At 66.8% G+C, this 17,546-nt stretch carries 18 protein-coding genes; 8 read left to right on the top strand and 10 right to left on the bottom strand.

Features of this window, described 5'->3' with window-relative positions; all coding sequences use genetic code 11:
- Positions 1 to 10: 10 nt before the first annotated feature.
- The 8 genes from ACWEFV_RS04265 to ACWEFV_RS04230 all read right to left on the bottom strand — a co-directional run bounded on the left by ACWEFV_RS04265 (position 11) and on the right by ACWEFV_RS04230 (position 6,767).
- Positions 11 to 364 carry a hypothetical protein gene (locus ACWEFV_RS04265; protein ID WP_450069159.1) on the bottom strand — a complete coding sequence of 118 codons (354 nt, stop codon included), beginning with the start codon at positions 362 to 364 and terminating at the stop codon, positions 11 to 13.
- Between the two features lie 97 nt (positions 365 to 461).
- Positions 462 to 803 carry a metal-sulfur cluster assembly factor gene (locus ACWEFV_RS04260; protein WP_135454321.1) on the bottom strand — a complete coding sequence of 114 codons (342 nt, stop codon included), beginning with the start codon at positions 801 to 803 and terminating at the stop codon, positions 462 to 464.
- Positions 800 to 1,252, bottom strand: a complete 453-nt coding sequence (sufU, locus tag ACWEFV_RS04255) for a Fe-S cluster assembly sulfur transfer protein SufU (protein ID WP_210741441.1) — start codon at positions 1,250 to 1,252, stop codon at positions 800 to 802. Before sufU ends, ACWEFV_RS04260 begins: the two co-directional genes overlap by 4 nt.
- A gap of 2 nt (positions 1,253 to 1,254) precedes the next feature.
- On the bottom strand, positions 1,255 to 2,511 hold the full coding sequence (locus ACWEFV_RS04250; protein ID WP_450069158.1) for a cysteine desulfurase: 1,257 nt from the start codon (positions 2,509 to 2,511) through the stop codon (positions 1,255 to 1,257).
- Between the two features lies 1 nt (position 2,512).
- Positions 2,513 to 3,286 carry a Fe-S cluster assembly ATPase SufC gene (sufC, locus tag ACWEFV_RS04245; RefSeq protein ID WP_135454314.1) on the bottom strand — a complete coding sequence of 258 codons (774 nt, stop codon included), beginning with the start codon at positions 3,284 to 3,286 and terminating at the stop codon, positions 2,513 to 2,515.
- Positions 3,286 to 4,437 carry a Fe-S cluster assembly protein SufD gene (gene sufD, locus ACWEFV_RS04240; RefSeq protein ID WP_210115654.1) on the bottom strand — a complete coding sequence of 384 codons (1,152 nt, stop codon included), beginning with the start codon at positions 4,435 to 4,437 and terminating at the stop codon, positions 3,286 to 3,288. Before sufD ends, sufC begins: the two co-directional genes overlap by 1 nt.
- Positions 4,438 to 4,491: 54 nt before the next feature.
- Positions 4,492 to 5,922 carry a Fe-S cluster assembly protein SufB gene (gene sufB / locus ACWEFV_RS04235; RefSeq protein WP_135454309.1) on the bottom strand — a complete coding sequence of 477 codons (1,431 nt, stop codon included), beginning with the start codon at positions 5,920 to 5,922 and terminating at the stop codon, positions 4,492 to 4,494.
- Positions 5,919 to 6,767: a helix-turn-helix transcriptional regulator gene (locus ACWEFV_RS04230; RefSeq protein ID WP_210115513.1), complete on the bottom strand. Its 849-nt coding sequence runs from the start codon at positions 6,765 to 6,767 to the stop codon at positions 5,919 to 5,921. The genes sufB and ACWEFV_RS04230 overlap by 4 nt, the downstream gene beginning before the upstream one ends.
- Before the next feature lie 65 nt (positions 6,768 to 6,832).
- On the opposite strand from ACWEFV_RS04230, the gene mptB reads away from it, so the two are divergent.
- The 5 genes from mptB to ACWEFV_RS04205 all read left to right on the top strand — a co-directional run bounded on the left by mptB (position 6,833) and on the right by ACWEFV_RS04205 (position 12,133).
- Complete coding sequence (gene mptB, locus ACWEFV_RS04225) at positions 6,833 to 8,509, top strand: polyprenol phosphomannose-dependent alpha 1,6 mannosyltransferase MptB (RefSeq protein ID WP_450069157.1); 1,677 nt, start codon at positions 6,833 to 6,835, stop codon at positions 8,507 to 8,509.
- On the top strand, positions 8,506 to 9,438 hold the full coding sequence (locus ACWEFV_RS04220; protein ID WP_135454307.1) for an ABC transporter ATP-binding protein: 933 nt from the start codon (positions 8,506 to 8,508) through the stop codon (positions 9,436 to 9,438). Before mptB ends, ACWEFV_RS04220 begins: the two co-directional genes overlap by 4 nt.
- Positions 9,435 to 10,217, top strand: coding sequence for an ABC transporter permease (locus tag ACWEFV_RS04215; RefSeq protein ID WP_135454305.1), 783 nt, complete (start codon positions 9,435 to 9,437; stop codon positions 10,215 to 10,217). The genes ACWEFV_RS04220 and ACWEFV_RS04215 overlap by 4 nt, the downstream gene beginning before the upstream one ends.
- 97 nt (positions 10,218 to 10,314) lie before the next feature.
- Positions 10,315 to 11,241, top strand: coding sequence for a COX15/CtaA family protein (locus ACWEFV_RS04210; RefSeq protein ID WP_450069268.1), 927 nt, complete (start codon positions 10,315 to 10,317; stop codon positions 11,239 to 11,241).
- 88 nt (positions 11,242 to 11,329) lie between these two features.
- On the top strand, positions 11,330 to 12,133 hold the full coding sequence (locus ACWEFV_RS04205) for a DeoR/GlpR family DNA-binding transcription regulator (RefSeq protein ID WP_135454303.1): 804 nt from the start codon (positions 11,330 to 11,332) through the stop codon (positions 12,131 to 12,133).
- On the opposite strand, the gene ACWEFV_RS04200 is transcribed toward ACWEFV_RS04205, so the two are convergent.
- Both ACWEFV_RS04200 and ACWEFV_RS04195 read right to left on the bottom strand, forming a co-directional pair.
- Entirely contained in the window at positions 12,116 to 12,853 is a 738-nt protein-coding gene (locus ACWEFV_RS04200) for an inositol monophosphatase family protein (protein WP_450069156.1), read from the bottom strand. The genes ACWEFV_RS04205 and ACWEFV_RS04200 overlap by 18 nt on opposite strands.
- A complete protein-coding gene (locus ACWEFV_RS04195) occupies positions 12,850 to 13,665 on the bottom strand; it encodes a BtpA/SgcQ family protein (RefSeq protein WP_135454299.1) in 816 nt (271 codons plus the stop codon). The genes ACWEFV_RS04200 and ACWEFV_RS04195 overlap by 4 nt, the downstream gene beginning before the upstream one ends.
- Positions 13,666 to 13,861: 196 nt before the next feature.
- Here ACWEFV_RS04195 and ACWEFV_RS04190 point away from each other — a divergent pair, with 196 nt between their 5' ends.
- The 3 genes from ACWEFV_RS04190 to ACWEFV_RS04180 all read left to right on the top strand — a co-directional run bounded on the left by ACWEFV_RS04190 (position 13,862) and on the right by ACWEFV_RS04180 (position 17,546).
- Positions 13,862 to 15,349, top strand: coding sequence for an FGGY-family carbohydrate kinase (locus ACWEFV_RS04190; protein ID WP_450069155.1), 1,488 nt, complete (start codon positions 13,862 to 13,864; stop codon positions 15,347 to 15,349).
- Positions 15,346 to 16,146, top strand: coding sequence for an SDR family NAD(P)-dependent oxidoreductase (locus ACWEFV_RS04185; RefSeq protein WP_135454295.1), 801 nt, complete (start codon positions 15,346 to 15,348; stop codon positions 16,144 to 16,146). Before ACWEFV_RS04190 ends, ACWEFV_RS04185 begins: the two co-directional genes overlap by 4 nt.
- Before the next feature lie 62 nt (positions 16,147 to 16,208).
- Positions 16,209 to 17,546, top strand: a complete 1,338-nt coding sequence (locus tag ACWEFV_RS04180; RefSeq protein WP_135454293.1) for an ABC transporter substrate-binding protein — start codon at positions 16,209 to 16,211, stop codon at positions 17,544 to 17,546.

Raw genomic sequence — 17,546 nt, 5'->3', positions numbered from 1 at the left:
TCCCGGGTTACTACCAATCTCCATCGGTGACAACGTCGCCGGGCGCACCCTTGAGCGAGACAACCTTCGTGGGCCGCCGCAACGTACGCGTCGCGGTCCACCGGGGTGGGTGGCGGAACCTCACCCGTGATCGCCGTCCACTGAGCCGCGCTACACAGATGCACGAACACCCGCCGCGAGCCAGCCACTCGGCCGGCACCGTATCCGGATAGTCCTGAACCCGGCGTAGCGGAAACGAGCCGAGACTCGGCGGCAGCGGGTGCAACCCGATCTCCGGGATGCGCAACGTCCGTTCGAATCCGACCGTGACCGGCCCCAGGACCAACCGGTCAGCAATGACTTTTACGTCGGGACTGTGCCCCATGCGCGCCTCCGTTTCGCCTACTGGCGATATCGGTAGCACCGGGTGCCGACAAGCCTGTCGGCTGAACGGGGTGGCGCCCAGGAGAGGCGCCCGGCCGTCAGACCGTGAAACCGAGGGCGCGAAGCTGCTCGCGGCCGTCGTCGGTGATCTTGTCCGGGCCCCACGGCGGGTTCCAGACCCAATTGATCTTGATCTCGTTCACCAGGCCCGCGCCCACCAGCGCGGTGCGTGACTGATCCTCGATCACGTCGGTCAGCGGGCAGGCCGCCGAGGTGAGCGTCATGTCGATAAGGGCGACCTTGCCGGCATCACCCTCCTCGACATCGAGGCCGTACACCAGGCCCAGGTCGACGACGTTGATGCCGAGCTCGGGATCCACCACGTCACGCATGGCCTCCTCGACGTCGGCCAGCAGTTCGTCAGAAGCGGTGTCACTCATCGCTTGTCCTCCACGTCGTCGCTGGCCTGCACCAGCGCATCTTTAAAAGCCATCCAACCCAGCAGCGCACACTTCACCCGCGCCGGATACTTGGCGACACCGGCGAACGCGATGCCGTCACCGAGTACATCTTCGTCCCCCTCCACGTTGCCGCGTGAGGAAATCATCTCGGTGAATGCCTCGACCGTCTTGAGTGCATCGCCGACGCTCAGGCCGATGACCTGGTCGGTGAGCACCGAGGTGGCGGCCTGGCTGATCGAACAGCCCTGCCCGTCGTACGAGATGTCGGCCACCGTTTCCGCGTCGTCGGAGAGTGCGACCCGCAGCGTCACCTCGTCCCCGCAGGTCGGGTTGACGTGATGTACCTCGGCGGCGAACGGCTCCCGCAGTCCGCGGTGATGCGGATGCTTGTAATGGTCCAGGATCACTTCCTGGTACATCTGTTCCATTTTCACGAGAAGAACTCCACGGCGCGCTTGATGCCGGCCACCAGGCGATCCACCTCGTCGAGCGTGTTGTACACCGCGAACGACGCGCGAGCCGTCGCGGCGATCCCGAAGCGACGATGCAGCGGCCAGGCGCAATGGTGTCCGACGCGTACCGCGACGCCCTCGTCGTCGAGCACCTGCCCGACGTCGTGGGCGTGGATCCCGTCGACCACGAAACTGACCGGGGACCCACGATGATCCATCGTCGTCGGTCCGATGATGCGCACCTGGGGAAGTTCGGACAGTTCTTCCAGCGCGGCCGCGACCAGTTCGGCTTCGTGCGCCTCGACTGCGCCCATCCCGATGTCGCTCAAATACCTTGCCGCAGCAGCTAATCCGACCACCTGCGAGGTCATCGGGGTGCCTGCCTCGAAACGCTGTGGGGCCGCCGCATACGTGGTCTGTTCCATCGTGACGGTCTCGATCATCGAACCGCCTGTGATGAACGGCGGCATCGCGTTCAACAGCCGCTGCCGGCCGTAGAGGACGCCGATACCCGTGGGGCCGAGCATCTTGTGACCCGAGAATGCCGCGAAATCGACGTCGAGAGCGTGGAAGTCGACCGGCTGGTGCGGCACCGACTGGCACGCGTCCAGCACCGTCAGTGCACCGACCGCCTTGGCCCGCGACACCAATTCGTCCACAGGGGCAACCGCACCGGTGACGTTCGAATGATGGCTGAATGCCACCACTTTCACCCGCTCATCGAGCTCCAGCGAATCCAGATCGATGCGGCCGTCATCGGTGACGCCAAACCATTTCAGCGTCGCACCGGTGCGCTGGGCCAGTTCCTGCCACGGAATCAGATTCGCGTGGTGTTCCAGCTCGGTGGTGACGATGACATCGCCGGGACCGACGGCAGTCTCGAACCGCTTGTCCCCCAGCACATACGACACGAGGTTGATCGACTCGGTGGCGTTCTTGGTGAACACCAGTTCGTCGGTCTCGGCACCGACGAACGCCGCGATGTCGGCACGGCCCTGCTCGTAGGCGTCGGTGGCCTCTTCCATCAGCTGGTGCGCTCCGCGGTGCACCGCACCGTTGGAGGTGGTGAGGAATTCCCGTTCCGTGTCGAGGACCTGTAGCGGCTTCTGCGACGTCGCACCGGAATCCAGGTACGCGAGCTGTTTCCCACCGCGCATCACCCGGCTCAGGATCGGGAAATCAGCTCGGATCCTGGCCAGCCCGGCTTGGTCCAATGTCGTCGCCGAGGTGGTCATCTCAGGCTCCGACGGCTTGGGTGAAGCGCACGTATCCGTTCTCTTCGAGCTCGTCGGCGAGTTCGGGCCCGCCCGATTCGACGATGCGCCCACCCACGAACACGTGCACGAACTGCGGCTGGATGTAGCGCAGGATCCGGGTGTAGTGGGTGATCAGCAGGACGCCGCCGTGCTCGGCTTCGGCATAGCGGTTGACGCCCTCGCTGACGATGCGCAGCGCGTCGACGTCCAGGCCCGAGTCGGTCTCGTCGAGGATCGCGATCTTCGGCTTGAGCAGGCCCAGCTGCAGGATCTCGTGGCGCTTCTTCTCGCCACCGGAGAAGCCCTCGTTGACGCTGCGCTCACCGAATGCCGGGTCGATATCCAACTCGTCCATCGCGGCCTTGACTTCCTTGACCCAGTGGCGCAGCTTCGGTGCCTCGCCCCGAACGGCGGTGGCCGCCGTGCGCAGGAAGTTCGACATCGACACCCCGGGCACCTCGACCGGGTACTGCATGGCCAGGAAGAGGCCCGCGCGCGCCCGCTCGTCGATGCTCATCTCGAGGACGTCCTTGCCGTCGAGGGTGATCGAACCGGAGGTGACGGTGTACTTCGGGTGCCCGGCGATGGCGTAGGACAGCGTCGACTTGCCGGAGCCGTTGGGGCCCATGACCGCGTGGGTCTCCCCCGACTTCACGGTCAGGTCGACACCCTTGAGGATCGGGATCTCGGTGTTCTCAGCGCCTTCGGCGGCGTTGACCGAGACGTGCAGGTCCTTGATTTCCAGAGTGGTCATTAGTGCGTAGCTTTCGATTCGGTGATGGCAAGTTCTTTTTCGATGGCTGCGGTCAGGCGCTCACGCACCTCGGGGACAGCGATCTTGGCGATGATCTCGTTGAAGAATCCGCGTACGACCAGGCGGCGGGCCTGATCCTCGGGGATGCCGCGGGCGCGCAGGTAGAACAACTGCTCGTCGTCGAAACGTCCGGTGGCACTGGCGTGCCCGGCACCGACGATCTCGCCGGTCTCGATCTCCAGGTTGGGTACCGAATCGGCGCGGGCGCCGTCGGTGAGCACCAGGTTGCGGTTCACCTCGAAGGTGTCGGTACCGGTGGCCTCGGCCCGGATCAACACGTCGCCGATCCACACCGTGTGCGCGTCGGGCTTCTTGGAGTCCGGATCTCCTTGCAGGGCGCCCTTGTAGAGGACGTCGGACTTACAGTGCGGCTGGGCGTGGTCGACCAGCAACCGCGACTCGAAGAACTGACCGTCGTCGGCGAAGTACGTACCGAGCATCTTGGCGTCACCGCCGGGCCCGGTGAACCGCACGGTGGCCGAGGTGCGCACGACATCGCCACCGAGGGTGACGTTGACGTGCCCGAGCACCGCGTCCTTGCCGAGCTTGGCGTGGTGGGAGCTGACGTGCACCATGTCGTCGGCCCAGTCGGCGATCCAGATGACGCCGAGGCCGGCCGCGTCACCGACGATGATCTCGACGTTGTCGGCGTAGGTTCCGCTGCCACGCAGATCGACCACGACGATCGCCCGGGACAGTTCCTCCACCCGGATCTGAAGGTGGCCGTAGCCCACGGTGTCCACACCGGGCCCGTCGACGACGATCTCGATCGGCTCGGCCACCTCGGTGTCGCGCTTGACCGTTACCACCGTCGCCGTCTCGAACGACGAGTAGGCCTGGGCGGCAACGCGATCGGTGGGCACACCGCCCTCGCCGAGACGCTTGTCGTCGCGGCCGACGGTCTCCACGGTCACACCCGGCCGCTCGGTCACGGTGATACCGGCCTTGCCGTTCGCGACAGCCGAGCCGTCGTGTAGACCGCGAAGCCTCTTGAGCGGGGTGAATCGCCACAGCTCGTCGCGGCCGCCAGGCACCTCGAAGGCGTTGACGTCGAACGATGCGAACAGCTCGCCCTTGTTGGCGGCAGCCAACGTTGAGCCTGAGCTGTGAGCGGCCGTTGCTCCGTCAGTCAGATTCTGTGTCACTTAACCGACCGCGCCTTCCATTTGCAGCTCGATCAGCCGGTTCAGCTCGAGCGCGTATTCCATGGGCAGTTCCTTGGCGATGGGCTCGACGAAGCCGCGCACCACCATCGCCATCGCCTCGTCCTCGGTCATACCGCGGCTCATCAGGTAGAACAGCTGATCCTCGCTGACCTTCGACACCGTGGCCTCATGACCCATCGTCACGTCGTCCTCGCGGATGTCGACGTACGGGTAGGTGTCCGAGCGACTGATCGTATCGACCAGCAGCGCATCGCATTTCACGCTCGACTTGCTACCGTGCGCGCCCTTGTTGATCTGGACCAGGCCGCGGTAGGAGGCTCGGCCGCCGCCACGGGCCACCGACTTGGACACGATGTTCGACGACGTGTTCGGGGCCAGGTGCAGCATCTTGGCGCCGGTGTCCTGGTGCTGGCCCTCACCGGCGAACGCCACCGAGAGCACCTCACCCTTGGCGTGCTCACCGGTCATCCAGACCGCCGGGTACTTCATGGTGACCTTGGAGCCGATGTTGCCGTCGATCCATTCCATGGTGGCGCCGGCCTCGGCCCGGGCCCGCTTGGTGACCAGGTTGAAGACGTTGTTCGACCAGTTCTGGATCGTGGTGTACCGCACCCGCGCACCGGGCTTCACGATGATCTCCACGACAGCGGAGTGCAGTGAATCGGACTTGTAGATCGGCGCGGTACAACCCTCGACGTAGTGCACGTAGGAGCCCTCGTCGGCGATGATCAGCGTCCGCTCGAACTGGCCCATGTTCTCGGTGTTGATCCGGAAGTAGGCCTGCAGCGGGATGTCGACGTGCACACCCGGCGGCACGTAGATGAACGAACCGCCCGACCACACCGCGGTGTTCAGCGCCGAGAACTTGTTGTCGCCGGCCGGGATCACCGTGCCGAAGTACTTCTTGAAGATCTCGGGCTGCTCACGCAGCGCGGTATCGGTGTCCAGGAAGACCACACCCTGGGCCTCGAGGTCCTCACGAATGGAGTGGTAGACCACCTCGGACTCGTACTGCGCGGCCACGCCGGAAACCAGACGCTGCTTCTCAGCCTCCGGGATACCCAGCTTGTCGTAGGTGTTCTTGATGTCGGCCGGCAGGTCGTCCCACGTGGCGGCCTGCTTCTCACTGGAGCGCACGAAGTACTTGATGTTGTCGAAGTCGATGCCCTCGAGGTTGGAACCCCAGTTCGGCATGGGCTTCTTGTCGAAGGTGCGCAGCGCCCGCAGCCGGGTCTCCAGCATCCACTCCGGCTCGCTCTTCTTGGCCGAGATGTCACGCACGACGGCTTCGGACAGGCCGCGCTGCGCACTGGCGCCTGCGACGTCCGAGTCCGACCAGCCGTAGCCGTAGTTACCCAGCGACGCGATGGTCTCTTCCTGGGTCAATGGCGTTTCGGGCGTGATGGTCATGTCGCCGCTCCTTGTTTGATCGTGGCGGTCGTCCGGGCGCGGGCTGTGCTCCGAACCTTGGTCGAACTGTCTGTACTTGCCTTGTTTTCGACGCTGTCCGCATCGAGTGGGACGTGAGTGGTGCAGGCGCAGTCACCGTTGACGATGGTGGCCAGACGCTGCACGTGGGTGCCCAGAATCTCGGCGAACGCCTCGTTCTCCGTCTCACAGAACTCCGGGAACTCTTCGGCGACGTGCGAAACCGGGCAGTGATGCTGACAGATCTGCACACCGTGGATCGGGCCGTCCACCGGATTCGTTGTGGTGGCATACCCGGCCCTGCTCAACGCGCCGGCCACCCGCTCGGCGGTGTCGGCGACTCCGCCCGGCCCCTCGGTGACCCCGGCCAGGATGGTGTCCATCCGGCGCCGCGCGAACGTCCGCACGGCTTCCTTGCCACCGATTTCGCGCAACTGCCGAATCGCAGCGACCGCGAGGTCGTCGTAGGTGTGGCCGAGTTTGGCGCGCCCCGCAGCAGTCAACCGGTAGCGCTTGGCGGGGCGACCCCGACCGTTGTGCTGCCACGCAGCGGCGGCGCTGGCCTGCGCATCGCCGGCCTCGATCAGGGCATCGAGGTGACGACGCACGCCGGCAGCCGAAATGCCGAGCCGCTCGCCGATCTGCCCGGCCGTGATGGGCCCCTCCAGCAAGAGGTGGATGATCGCGCGCCGAGTATGTCCGTCGGAAGCCGGCACCACGTCGTTGACCGGCTTCGGCGCACTGACCGAAGCCGAGCCCGCAGCCGCCCGACGTATTTTCACAACACCATTGTGACGGAATTCCCCGCGGGGTTCTAGCAAGGGCACCCTTACGTGACCTGGGCCACCGTTGCGTGGCGAAGACCGCGTCCGCCGACGGTTACGCTGCCCTGATGGCAAGCCGCCTGTCGACCTTCAGCTCATCGATCGCCCGGTGGCACGGCGACGAACGCACCGTCGGGTCCCCGCTCAATCCCGCCGAGGTCATCGCGCAGCGCCGTACCCGGCTGTTCGGGGCCACCGGAACCGTACTCATGGCGATCGGCGCCCTCGGCGCGGGCGCCCGCCCCGTCGTGCAGGATCCGACCTTCGGCGTCCGGCTGCTCAACCTGCCCTCCCGCATCCAGACCGTGTCGCTGACCATGACCACCACCGGCGCGGTGATGATGACGCTGGCCTGGCTCATGCTGGGACGCTTCGCCCTCGGCCCACGCCGGATGTCGCGCAGCCAGCTCGACCGCACGCTGTTGCTGTGGGCCATACCCCTGCTGATCGCGCCGCCGATGTACAGCAAGGACGTCTACTCGTATCTGGCCCAGAGCGAGATCGGGTACATCGGGCTCAACCCCTACAAGGTCGGCCCGGCGACCGGTCTCGGGCTCGATCACGTGTTCACGTTGTCGGTGCCCAGCCTGTGGCGCGAGACCCCGGCGCCGTACGGACCGCTTTTCCTGTGGATCGGCGAGAGTATCTCCGCCCTGACCGGCGAGAACATCGTCGCCGCCGTGCTGTGCCACCGCGTCGTGGTGCTTCTCGGTGTCGGCCTCATCGTCTGGGCCACACCGCGGCTGGCCCGGCGCTGTGGCGTCGCCGAGGTCAGCGCTCTGTGGCTGGGCGCCTGTAATCCGCTGCTGTTCATGCACCTGGTGGCCGGGATCCACAACGAGGCGCTGATGCTCGGGCTGATGCTGGCCGGCACGGAGTTCGCGTTGCGCGGCATCGACGCCGCGGCTCCATTAATTCCCCGGCCACTGACCTGGCCGCACTCACGCGAGGACTGGGAGCACTGGTATCCCGCGGCGATGCTGCTGGCCGGCACGGTGCTGATCACCCTGTCCTCCCAGGTCAAGCTGCCGTCACTACTGGCACTCGGATTCGTGGCGATGGCACTGGCCTGGCGTCTGGGCGGCACGATCAAGGCGTTTTTCGTGGCGAGCATCCCACTCGGCACGGTGTCTATTGCAGTGATGGCCCTGATCGGCTGGGCCAGCGGGCTGGGCTTCGGGTGGCTGGGCACCCTGGGCACGGCCAACGTGGTGCGCAGTTGGATGTCACCGCCGACACTGCTGGCCCTGGGCACCGGCCAGGTCGGCATCCTGCTGGGGCTCGGCGATCACACCACCGCGGTACTCGCCCTGACCCGCGCCATCGGCGTCTTCCTGATCGCGATCCTGGTCAGCTGGCTGCTGCTGGCCGTGATGCGCGGCCGCCTGCATCCCGTGGGCGGTCTGGGCGTCGCCCTCGGCGGCACGATTCTGCTGTTCCCGGTGGTCCAACCGTGGTATCTGCTGTGGGCGGTGATCCCGTTGGCCGCGTGGGCAACCCGGCCGGGGTTCCGCGGATCCACGATCGCCATCACGCTGGTCGTCGGCATCTTCGGTCCGACGGCCAACGGCGACCGGTTCACGTTGTTCCAGATCGTGATGGCGACGCTGGCCAGCGCGCTGATCGTGCTGATCCTGATCGGGCTGACGTGGCGCCGGCTACCGTGGCGCGCGTCACGTCAGACGGACACAAGCCCACCGCCGGCACGCACGCAGTCCCCCGACGCCTACGCTGAATCCCCGTGACCTCGCGTTCTGAACATCCGGTGCTGCTCCGCGGCGTCAGCAAGCGCTACGGATCGACAACAGCGGTCGCCAACCTCGACCTCGACGTGCAACGCGCCGAGGTGCTCGCCCTGCTCGGCCCGAACGGCGCGGGCAAGACCACCACCGTCGAGATGTGCGAGGGCTTCATCCGCCCCGACGGCGGCCGCGTCGAGATCCTCGGCCTGGATCCCGTTGCGGACAACGCGCAGTTGCGCGAACGGATCGGCGTGATGCTGCAGGGCGGCGGCGGGTACCCCGCAGCGAAGGCCGGCGAGATGCTCAATCTGGTCGCCTCCTACGCCGCCGATCCCCTCGACCCGGCCTGGTTGATGGACACCCTCGGCCTGACCGAATCCGCCCGCACCACCTACCGGCGGTTGTCGGGCGGTCAGCAACAACGCCTGGCACTGGCCTGCGCCGTGGTGGGCCGCCCGGAGTTGGTCTTCCTCGACGAGCCCACCGCCGGAATGGACGCCCACGCCCGAATTGTGGTGTGGGAGTTGATCGATGCGCTGCGCCGCGACGGTGTCACGGTCGTGCTGACGACCCACCATCTCACCGAGGCCGAAGAACTCGCCGACCGGATCGTCATCATCGATCACGGCGTTGCAGTCGCCACCGGCACACCGGCCGAGCTGACCCGCAGCGGTGCCGAGAACCAGCTGCGGTTCAGCGCGCCACGCAAGCTCGACCTGTCCCTGCTGGCGGCCGCCCTACCGGAGAACTACAAGGCCACGGAGACCGCTCCCGGCGAGTACCTGGTCGAGGGGCACATCGATCCGCAGGTGCTGGCCACCGTGACAGCGTGGTGCGCCCGACTCGACGTGCTCGCCACCGATATGCGAGTGGAGCAGCGCAGCCTCGAAGATGTATTCCTCGACCTGACAGGACGGGAGCTGCGGTCATGACGAGTGCTACGAATCGATTCGCCCCGGGCACCTTCTCCCCGGACCCCCGCCCGGCCAAGGTGCCGGCCATGCTGGCCGCCCAGTTCGGGCTGGAACTGAAGTTGCTGCTGCGCAACGGCGAACAGCTGCTGCTGACGATGTTCATCCCCATCACGCTGCTGGTCGGGATGACACTGCTGCCGCTGGGCTCGTTCGGCGACAATCGGGCGGCGACCTTCACTCCGGCCATCATGGCCCTGGCCCTGATCTCCACGGCGTTCACCGGGCAGGCCATCGCGGTGGCTTTCGACCGCCGCTACGGGGCCCTGAAACGGCTCGGGGCCACCGCGCTCCCGGTGTGGGGAATCATCGCCGGCAAGTCGCTGGCAGTGGTGACCGTCGTGTTCTTGCAGGCGATCCTGTTGGGCGCCATCGGTTTCGCGCTGGGTTGGCGCCCTTCACCGGCGGGGCTGGCGCTGGGTGCGGTGATCATCGCCCTGGGGACGGCCACGTTCGCCGCGTTGGGGCTGTTGCTCGGCGGCACCCTCAAGGCCGAGATCGTGCTGGCCCTGGCGAACCTGCTGTGGTTCGTGTTCGCCGGTCTCGGCGCGCTGACCCTCGAAGGCGGCCCGGTTCCGTCGGCGTTGCGTTGGGCTGCCCGGCTGACGCCATCGGGAGCCCTCACCGAATCCCTCACCCAGGCGATGACGGTGTCGATGGACTGGTTCGGCGTGGCCGTCCTGGCGGTGTGGGGTGCCGTCGCGGCGATCTGCGCGCTGCGCTGGTTCCGGTTCACCTGATTCACACCAGCCCTACTACGGGCTGTAGTTCCTGATCAACTACGATCAGCCCGTGCCCGGCGGAACAGCTTTCCAGCGACTGGTCGATCTGCTGCCCATGCCGAGCCTTCGGGTCCAGCGCCTGATCGCGTTCCTGGTGATCCTCACCCAGGGCGGTATCTCGGTCACCGGGGCGATCGTCCGGGTCACCGCGTCCGGCCTGGGCTGCCCTACGTGGCCCCAGTGTTTCCCGGGCAGCTTCACGCCCGTCCCGCACGCCGAAGTCGCCGTCGTGCACCAGGTGGTCGAGTTCGGCAACCGGATGATCACGTTCCTGGTGGTGTTGACCGCCATCGCCGCCGTCCTGGCCGTGACCCGGGCCCGCCGTCGCCGCGAGGTGTTGATCTACGCCTGGCTGATGCCGGCGTCCACCGTGGTCCAGGCGATCATCGGCGGCATCACGGTGCGGACCGGCCTGCTGTGGTGGACCGTGGCCATCCACCTGCTCGCATCCATGGCGATGGTCTGGCTCGCGGTTCTGCTGTTCGTCAAGATCGGTCAGCCCGACTCCGGTGCGCCCACCGCAACCGCGCCGAAACCGTTGCGGCAGTTGACCGCGCTGAGCGCCGTCATCCTGGCCGCAGTCCTGGTGACGGGCACGCTGGTGACCGGCGCCGGCCCGCATGCCGGGGACAAGAGCCTGGATCGCGTGGTCCCGCGTTTACAGGTCGAGATCACCACGCTGGTGCACATGCATTCGTCGCTGCTCGTCGCCTACCTGTCGCTCATCATCGCGTTGGGATTCGGACTCACCGCGGTGCGCGCACCACGCCCGGTCATGGTCCGCCTCGGTGTCCTGGTGGCACTGGTGTGCGGACAGGGGCTGATCGGGATCGTGCAGTTCTACACCGGGGTTCCCGCTGTGCTGGTCGCGGTGCACGTCGCCGGCGCGGCCGCCTGCACCGCGGCCACCGCGGCGCTGTGGGCGTCGATGCGTGAGCGGGTGCGACCCACCGGTGATAGCGCGGCGGACTCCGACCACTGACTGTTGGGGCATCAGCACCGATCCGGCCCGGCGCGCCCACACCTGTGATTGCTGTGAATAATTCACAACAGTCCCCTACGCTGCAACCATGGCACCAGGCATGAACGCCCACGCGCGGCGGGCGGCGATCGCCGCGCGGATCCACACCGACCGCGAAGTCGATTTCACCACCCTGGCCGACGAATTCGAAGTCTCGGCCATGACCATCCGCCGCGATATCGAACGGCTCGAGGAACAAGGCATCGCCCGCCGGGTACTGGGCGGCGCGATCGCGTTCGGCGGCAAGTCGACCGAACCATCCTTTGCCTCGCGGGCCGCCGATGCCGCCGACGAGAAACTGCATATCGCCCGCGGGGTCGCCGATCTGCTGACTCCGCGCGAAACCGTGATCTTGGACAGCGGCAGCACGGTCCTGGCAGTGGCCCGGGCCCTCAAGGGCCGCAATCTGGGACTCACCGTGATAACGCCCAGTGTGCTGGTGGCCGTCGAACTCGCCGACGAACCCGATACCACCATCCTGCTGACCGGAGGAAAGGTCCGCCCCGGCGAGCTGAGCCTGATCGGCGCCGAGGCCGAGGACTTCTACCAGCGCTACAACTGCGACACCTATGTCATGGGCATCGCCGGAGTAGACGGGAAACGTGGTGCTTCGGAATACCACCGCGAGGAAGGCAATGTGAAGCAGGCCGCCATGCGGGCGGCGGACCGCGTGATCGTGGCCGCCGATGCCACCAAGCTCGGCCGAGTCCAGCTGATCAATGTCGCACCGGTATCGGCCATTTCCATCCTCGTCACCGACGGCCCGCCGACGCATCCCGCGGTCGAGGCCCTACAGTCGGCCGGAGTTTCGGTGATCTGCGTCAACGCAGAGCGGTCAACTCCAGCGCGCTGACAGCACCGAGTCGCGCCCCTGGGGCCGCGACACCCGGGCCCCGGCCTCCTCGGCGATCAGAGCGCCCGCGGCCCAATCGTGCACCGCCAGGTCGTCCTCGACGAACGCGTCGAGACTGCCCTGAGCCAGCAGACACAGATCGACCGCCGCCGCACCGAACCGGCGCATATCGGTGTAATCGGTCATCAGGGCACCGAGTTCGCCCAGTTGCCTCCGCCGAAGACCGGGATCGTAGGACAGCCCGGTACCGACCAGCCGCGCCGACGATTGCACCATCGCGAGCGGCAGACGCCTCTCACCCGATCCCGAGTCGACCTGTGCCCCAAGATTTTTCGCGGCACTCCAGGTTGTGGCCAGCGCGGGCGCACACACCGCGCCGGCCAGCCAGCTACCGTCGGCCATCGACCGCGCCGCCACCGACGTGCCGAAATACGCGATACGCCGGGTGTAGTTGGTGGTGCCGTCGAGCGGGTCTACCACCCACTGCACCGGCCCAACGCCGGTGTGCTCGGCCAACTCCTCGCCGAGCACACCATCGTCGGGCCGAGCGTTCAACAACACGGCGCGCACCGCCTCTTCGGCGGCACGGTCCACGATGGTCACCACATCGCCGGCCGCACTCTTAGTCTCGGCCTGCACCGGTTCACCCCACTGCCGCAGGCACACCGCGGCCCCATGCCGGGCGGCCTCGACCGCCAGGCGGCGCAGCTGTTCGCTCATAGCGTCTTGCGGAATTCCTTGACCGCGGTCATCAATTCGGCGGCACGGGAGGCCACGGCGCGGTTCTCGAAGATGCCGCCTTCCTTGAAGTAGGTGCCAACGACCGCCCCGTCCGCGATCGACAACTGGTCGGCAGCGTTGTGGGCGCGCACTCCCGTGTTGACGAACACCGGCACCGCACCCGCGTTGTCCTTGACCACCTGCAATGCCTGGGTATCCGTTGATGCACCCGCGGTCAGTCCGGAGACACAGATACCGTCCGGCTTGGTGGCGAACACGGTGGTGGCGGTGACCGAAGCGAGGTCACGCTCGGCCAGATACACGGCCGACTCCGGAACGATGTTGAACAGCAGCTTCACCCCGTCGCCACCGATGCGGTGACGGTGCCGGGCGACCTCACCGACATTGGTGTTCCACAGGCCGAAGTCGCTGGCGTACACGCCGGTGAAGATCTCGCGGACCCACTGCGCACCGGTGGCCACCGCCAGATCGATGGAGGCCCGCCCGTCCCACAGCACGTTCACGCCGTAGGGCCCCGAGATATCGGGCAGAAGCTCACCGATCACCCGGGCCATGGTGATCGCGGTGATCGGTTCGGTCTTGGTCAGGTACGGCAGGCTGAACTCGTTGGAGAACATCACACCGTCGACGCCGCCCTCCTGCAGCGCCGCCAGCTCACCGCGAGCCCGGTCCACGACCGCACGAATACCGGCGGCCGAGTCGAATCCCGGGTCCCCCGGCAGTGCCGCGAGATGCAGCATCGCGATCACGGGCTTTCGCACAGCAAATACGTCGTCGAGCCAACTGTTCATGGGGCGTCTCTCCGCTTCGTCATCGGCGTGTTTCGCTACAACACCTGTTACTAAATCACAGTGATCGTACAGATTCTCGTGAGATGTCGTGACTATCCCACACATCTTGTGAGAATCTAACAGCGTCAGTAGTGTGGTCCCACCGCGGCAATGGCTGCGCGCAACGCACCCAAGCGAACCCAAGGGGAAGGACGGCATGCCGGAGTTCACGATCGGCATCGACATCGGCACCACGGGCACCAAGACCGTGCTCGTCGATATCGGCCAAGCACGCATCGTCGCCCAGGCCACTTGCGACGCCCCGCTGTATTCGGACGCCCCCGGGCAGGCGGAAGCCGACCCGGCCAAGTGGCTGGACAATGTGCACGACGGGATCCGCGCCGTATTGGCCGATTCCGGCATCTCCCCCAAGCGGATCGGCGCGCTGTCGACCACCGGCATGGTCCCGGCGGTCGTCCCGGTCGACAGCAACGGTGCGCCGGTTCGCCGCGCCCTGCTGCAGAACGATGCGCGCGCCACAGCGGAGATCACCGAACTCCGAGATGCCCTTGACAACGACGTCGTGCTGCGAGCCACCGGATCGGCGGTGACCCAACAATCCGTGGGGCCCACCGCCCTGTGGCTGCAACGGCACGAACCTGAAATCTGGCGCGCCACCGCACACCTGGTCGGCTCATACGACTGGGTGCTCATGGCCCTCGGTGCTCCCGCGCACGTCGAGCTGAACTGGGCCATCGAATCGGGGCTCGGCACCGTCGACGGACACCGCTTCGAGCCCATGTATGACGCGGCCGACCTGGCAGCCGGGCTGGTGCCGACGGTGCTCTCCCCCGGAGCGCAGGCCGGCGAGCTCAGTGCCGCCGCCGCGGCCGCCACCGGCCTGCCCGCAGGGCTACCGCTGATCGTCGGCGGCGCCGACCACGTGCTCTCGGCCTACGCGGCCGGGATCAACAACGAGGGCGATTGGCTGGTGAAGCTTGGCGGCGCCGGAGACATCCTGGCCGCCGCCGACCACCCGGTGATCGACGCCCGGCTCTACCTCGATGCCCATCCCGTTCCGGGCCGCTGGCTGCCCAACGGCTGCATGGCAACCAGCGGCAGCCTGATCCGCTGGTTCCAGACCCTGTCCGGCGGCATCGACCTGGTGGCACTGGATGACGAGGCCGATGCCCGCAGGCCCGCCGAAATCCTCTGTCTCCCCTATTTTCTCGGCGAGAAGAGCCCGCTGCACGACCCCGATCTGCGCGGCGCCTTCGTCGGGCTCGATCTCGCCCACAACCGCGCCGACATGTACCGCTCGGTGCTGGAAGCCATCGCCTACGGCTTCAAACATCACACCGAGGTGTTCGCCTCGATGGGCGTGCCGCTGCGGCGGGCCCTGGTCACCAACGGCGGCAGCCGATCGGTGCTGTGGAAGCAGATCCTCGCCGACGTACTCGACACCCCACTCTCCCCGATCATCGGCCATCCCGGCGCCTCACTCGGCGCGGCGATCATCGCGGCCGTCGGCACCGGCATGCTCGAGGGCTGGGACAGCACCGAGGCCTTCCAGACCGTCGGTGAACCCGTTGTGCCCAACCCCCGACACGTCGACCGTTACGCCGAGGCCTATACCGAATGGCGCGAGCTCGGCGACGTGCTCACCCCCGTTTCCCACCGCATCGCCCGAAAGGCCCGGTCATGACCTCCCCTGACAACTCTGCAACCACCACCGACGCGCCACAGACCGTCGTCGTCACCGGCGCCGGCTCCGGCATCGGCCGGGCGATCGCCACCACCCTGGCCGACCGCGGCTGGCGGGTGGTGGCAACCGATATCGACGAGGTCGCGGCCGAGCAGACCCGCGCCGGTCTGGCCGGAACCGGGCATGAGGCCGGCCGGCTCGATGTCACCGACGCGGCCACCGCCGGCCGGCTCGCTGATGATGTAGCCGACCGCACAGGGCTGCACGCATGGGTCAGCAATGCAGGCATCTCGGCGATGGCCAGCTTTGTCGACGTTTCTCCCGAGCAACTCGACCGCAGCCTCGACATCAACCTCAAGGGCGTGTTCCTATGCGGGCAGGCCGCAGCTCGCGCCATGATCCGCACCGGCGTGCGCGGAACCATCGTCAACACCGCATCGATGGCGGCCAAGCAGGGCCGGGTGCCGTTCCTGGCGGACTATGTAGCCTCCAAGTTCGGCGTGTTGGGTCTCACCCAGGCGATGGCCTATGAGCTTGCCGCCCACGGCATCACTGTCAACAGCGTGTGCCCCGGTTTCGTCGCCACCCCGATGCAGACCCGAGAATTGGAGTGGGAGGCCACCCTGAGCGGCTCGACTCCCGACGGCGTGCGCCAGTCCTGGGTCGATGCCACCCCCCTGGGTCGGCTGCAGACCCCCGACGACGTCGCCCGCGCGGTGGCGTTCCTGGTTTCCGAGGATGCTCGGTTCATCACCGGAGAAGCACTGTCCGTCAACGGCGGTGCCTACATGGATTGAGCGGAATCCGTCCCAGTGAACGCCTCGATCCACCCCACCCGCATCAGGGAAAGTGAGAACGCATGAAAATTCCGATGTTGAGCCGGCGGGCGGCCCGACGTGCCCCGTCCAAGGCGACCCGGTGGTTGCCTGCGGTCGTTGCCGCCGCCGGACTCACCCTGGCCGGCTGCGCCGGCACCGGCGGCTCCGGTGAGCAGAGCTCATCCGGGCTCGGCGATGTTCCGACCGACACCAGCGCCACCGTGCGGGTTCTGATGGAGAATGTGCCGGACACCGACGTCGTGAAAAACCTTGTCGGGCAGTTCAACCAGAAGTACCCCAGCATCAAGGTCCAAATCGAGACCATGACCTTCGACCAGATGCGTGACCGTCTGGTGTCGTCGTTCCAGGCTTCCGAGCCGGCCTACGACCTGATCGTGGTGGACAACCCGTGGATGGACGATTTCGCCGCAGCCGGGTTCCTTGAGCCGCTCAACGACCGGATCTCCTCGACCACCGGGTATGAGCCCAACGACTTCTTCCCGTCGCTGACGGCGATCACCGACGTCGAGGGCACCACGTACGGGGTACCGTTCTATAACTACGCGCTGGGATACATCTACAACACCGGCGATCTCAAGTCGGCCGGCCTGACCGTCCCCACCGATCTGGACGCCCTGGTCTCCACCTCGCAGAAGCTCAAGACCGCCGATCGGGCCGGCATCGCGATGCAGCCCCAGCGCGGCTACAAGATCTTCGAAGAATGGGCCAACTGGCTGTTCGCCGCCGGCGGGTCGATCTACGGCGAGGACGGCAAGCCCACGCTGAACACCGAACAGGCTGCCCGCGCCCTGAACGCCTACATCGACACCTATCGCACCGCTGCCCCGGCCAACAGCCTGGCCTGGGGATTCGACGAGGCCTTCCGCTCGATCTCCAGCGGTAAGGCGGCTTCGATGATCGGCTACAACTGGAACCTGCCCGCACTCAACGACCCCGCCGGAGCTTCGGCGCAGCGTGCCGGCCAGTTCGCCCTGGCCCCCATCCCGGGCGGCAAATCGGCTCTGGGACTGTGGAGTTGGGCCATCCCGGCCAACTCCGGCGCAGCCGACGCAGCCTGGGCGTTCGCCTCCTGGGTGACCTCACCTGAGGTCGACGCGCAGCGGGTCGCCGACGGTGGTGCCGTGATCCGGAAGAGCTCGCTGACCAATCCGAAAGTGCTCGCCGACGGGTATGGCGCCGACTACTACAAGACCGTCGGTGAGATCCTGGCCGACGCGTCCCCCCTCACCCAGGGCAAGGGCGGCGAGGAGATGATCCAGGCGGTCGGCACCGAGCTCAACGACGCCGCCGCAGGCAACAAGAGCGTCACCGACGCACTGCGCGACGCGCAGGCAGCTGCGGAGCGGATCCAGCAGTGA

Source organism: Mycobacterium sp. NPDC004974 (assembly GCF_053600815.1).
Note: the sequence above shows the minus strand (reverse complement) of the source record. Positions and strands in the feature narration are given on the sequence as shown.

What these genes read in the sequence shown, in the direction of transcription:
- ACWEFV_RS04265 (WP_450069159.1), bottom strand. Translation starts at nt 364, where the DNA reads ATGGGGCACAGTCCCGACGTAAAAGTCATTGCTGACCGGTTGGTCCTG.
- ACWEFV_RS04260 (WP_135454321.1), bottom strand. Translation starts at nt 803, where the DNA reads ATGAGTGACACCGCTTCTGACGAACTGCTGGCCGACGTCGAGGAGGCC.
- sufU (WP_210741441.1), bottom strand. Translation starts at nt 1,252, where the DNA reads ATGGAACAGATGTACCAGGAAGTGATCCTGGACCATTACAAGCATCCG.
- ACWEFV_RS04250 (WP_450069158.1), bottom strand. Translation starts at nt 2,511, where the DNA reads ATGACCACCTCGGCGACGACATTGGACCAAGCCGGGCTGGCCAGGATC.
- sufC (WP_135454314.1), bottom strand. Translation starts at nt 3,286, where the DNA reads ATGACCACTCTGGAAATCAAGGACCTGCACGTCTCGGTCAACGCCGCC.
- sufB (WP_135454309.1), bottom strand. Translation starts at nt 5,922, where the DNA reads ATGACCATCACGCCCGAAACGCCATTGACCCAGGAAGAGACCATCGCG.
- mptB (WP_450069157.1), top strand. Translation starts at nt 6,833, where the DNA reads ATGGCAAGCCGCCTGTCGACCTTCAGCTCATCGATCGCCCGGTGGCAC.
- ACWEFV_RS04215 (WP_135454305.1), top strand. Translation starts at nt 9,435, where the DNA reads ATGACGAGTGCTACGAATCGATTCGCCCCGGGCACCTTCTCCCCGGAC.
- ACWEFV_RS04210 (WP_450069268.1), top strand. Translation starts at nt 10,315, where the DNA reads ATGCCGAGCCTTCGGGTCCAGCGCCTGATCGCGTTCCTGGTGATCCTC.
- ACWEFV_RS04205 (WP_135454303.1), top strand. Translation starts at nt 11,330, where the DNA reads ATGGCACCAGGCATGAACGCCCACGCGCGGCGGGCGGCGATCGCCGCG.
- ACWEFV_RS04200 (WP_450069156.1), bottom strand. Translation starts at nt 12,853, where the DNA reads ATGAGCGAACAGCTGCGCCGCCTGGCGGTCGAGGCCGCCCGGCATGGG.
- ACWEFV_RS04195 (WP_135454299.1), bottom strand. Translation starts at nt 13,665, where the DNA reads ATGAACAGTTGGCTCGACGACGTATTTGCTGTGCGAAAGCCCGTGATC.
- ACWEFV_RS04190 (WP_450069155.1), top strand. Translation starts at nt 13,862, where the DNA reads ATGCCGGAGTTCACGATCGGCATCGACATCGGCACCACGGGCACCAAG.
- ACWEFV_RS04185 (WP_135454295.1), top strand. Translation starts at nt 15,346, where the DNA reads ATGACCTCCCCTGACAACTCTGCAACCACCACCGACGCGCCACAGACC.
- ACWEFV_RS04180 (WP_135454293.1), top strand. Translation starts at nt 16,209, where the DNA reads ATGAAAATTCCGATGTTGAGCCGGCGGGCGGCCCGACGTGCCCCGTCC.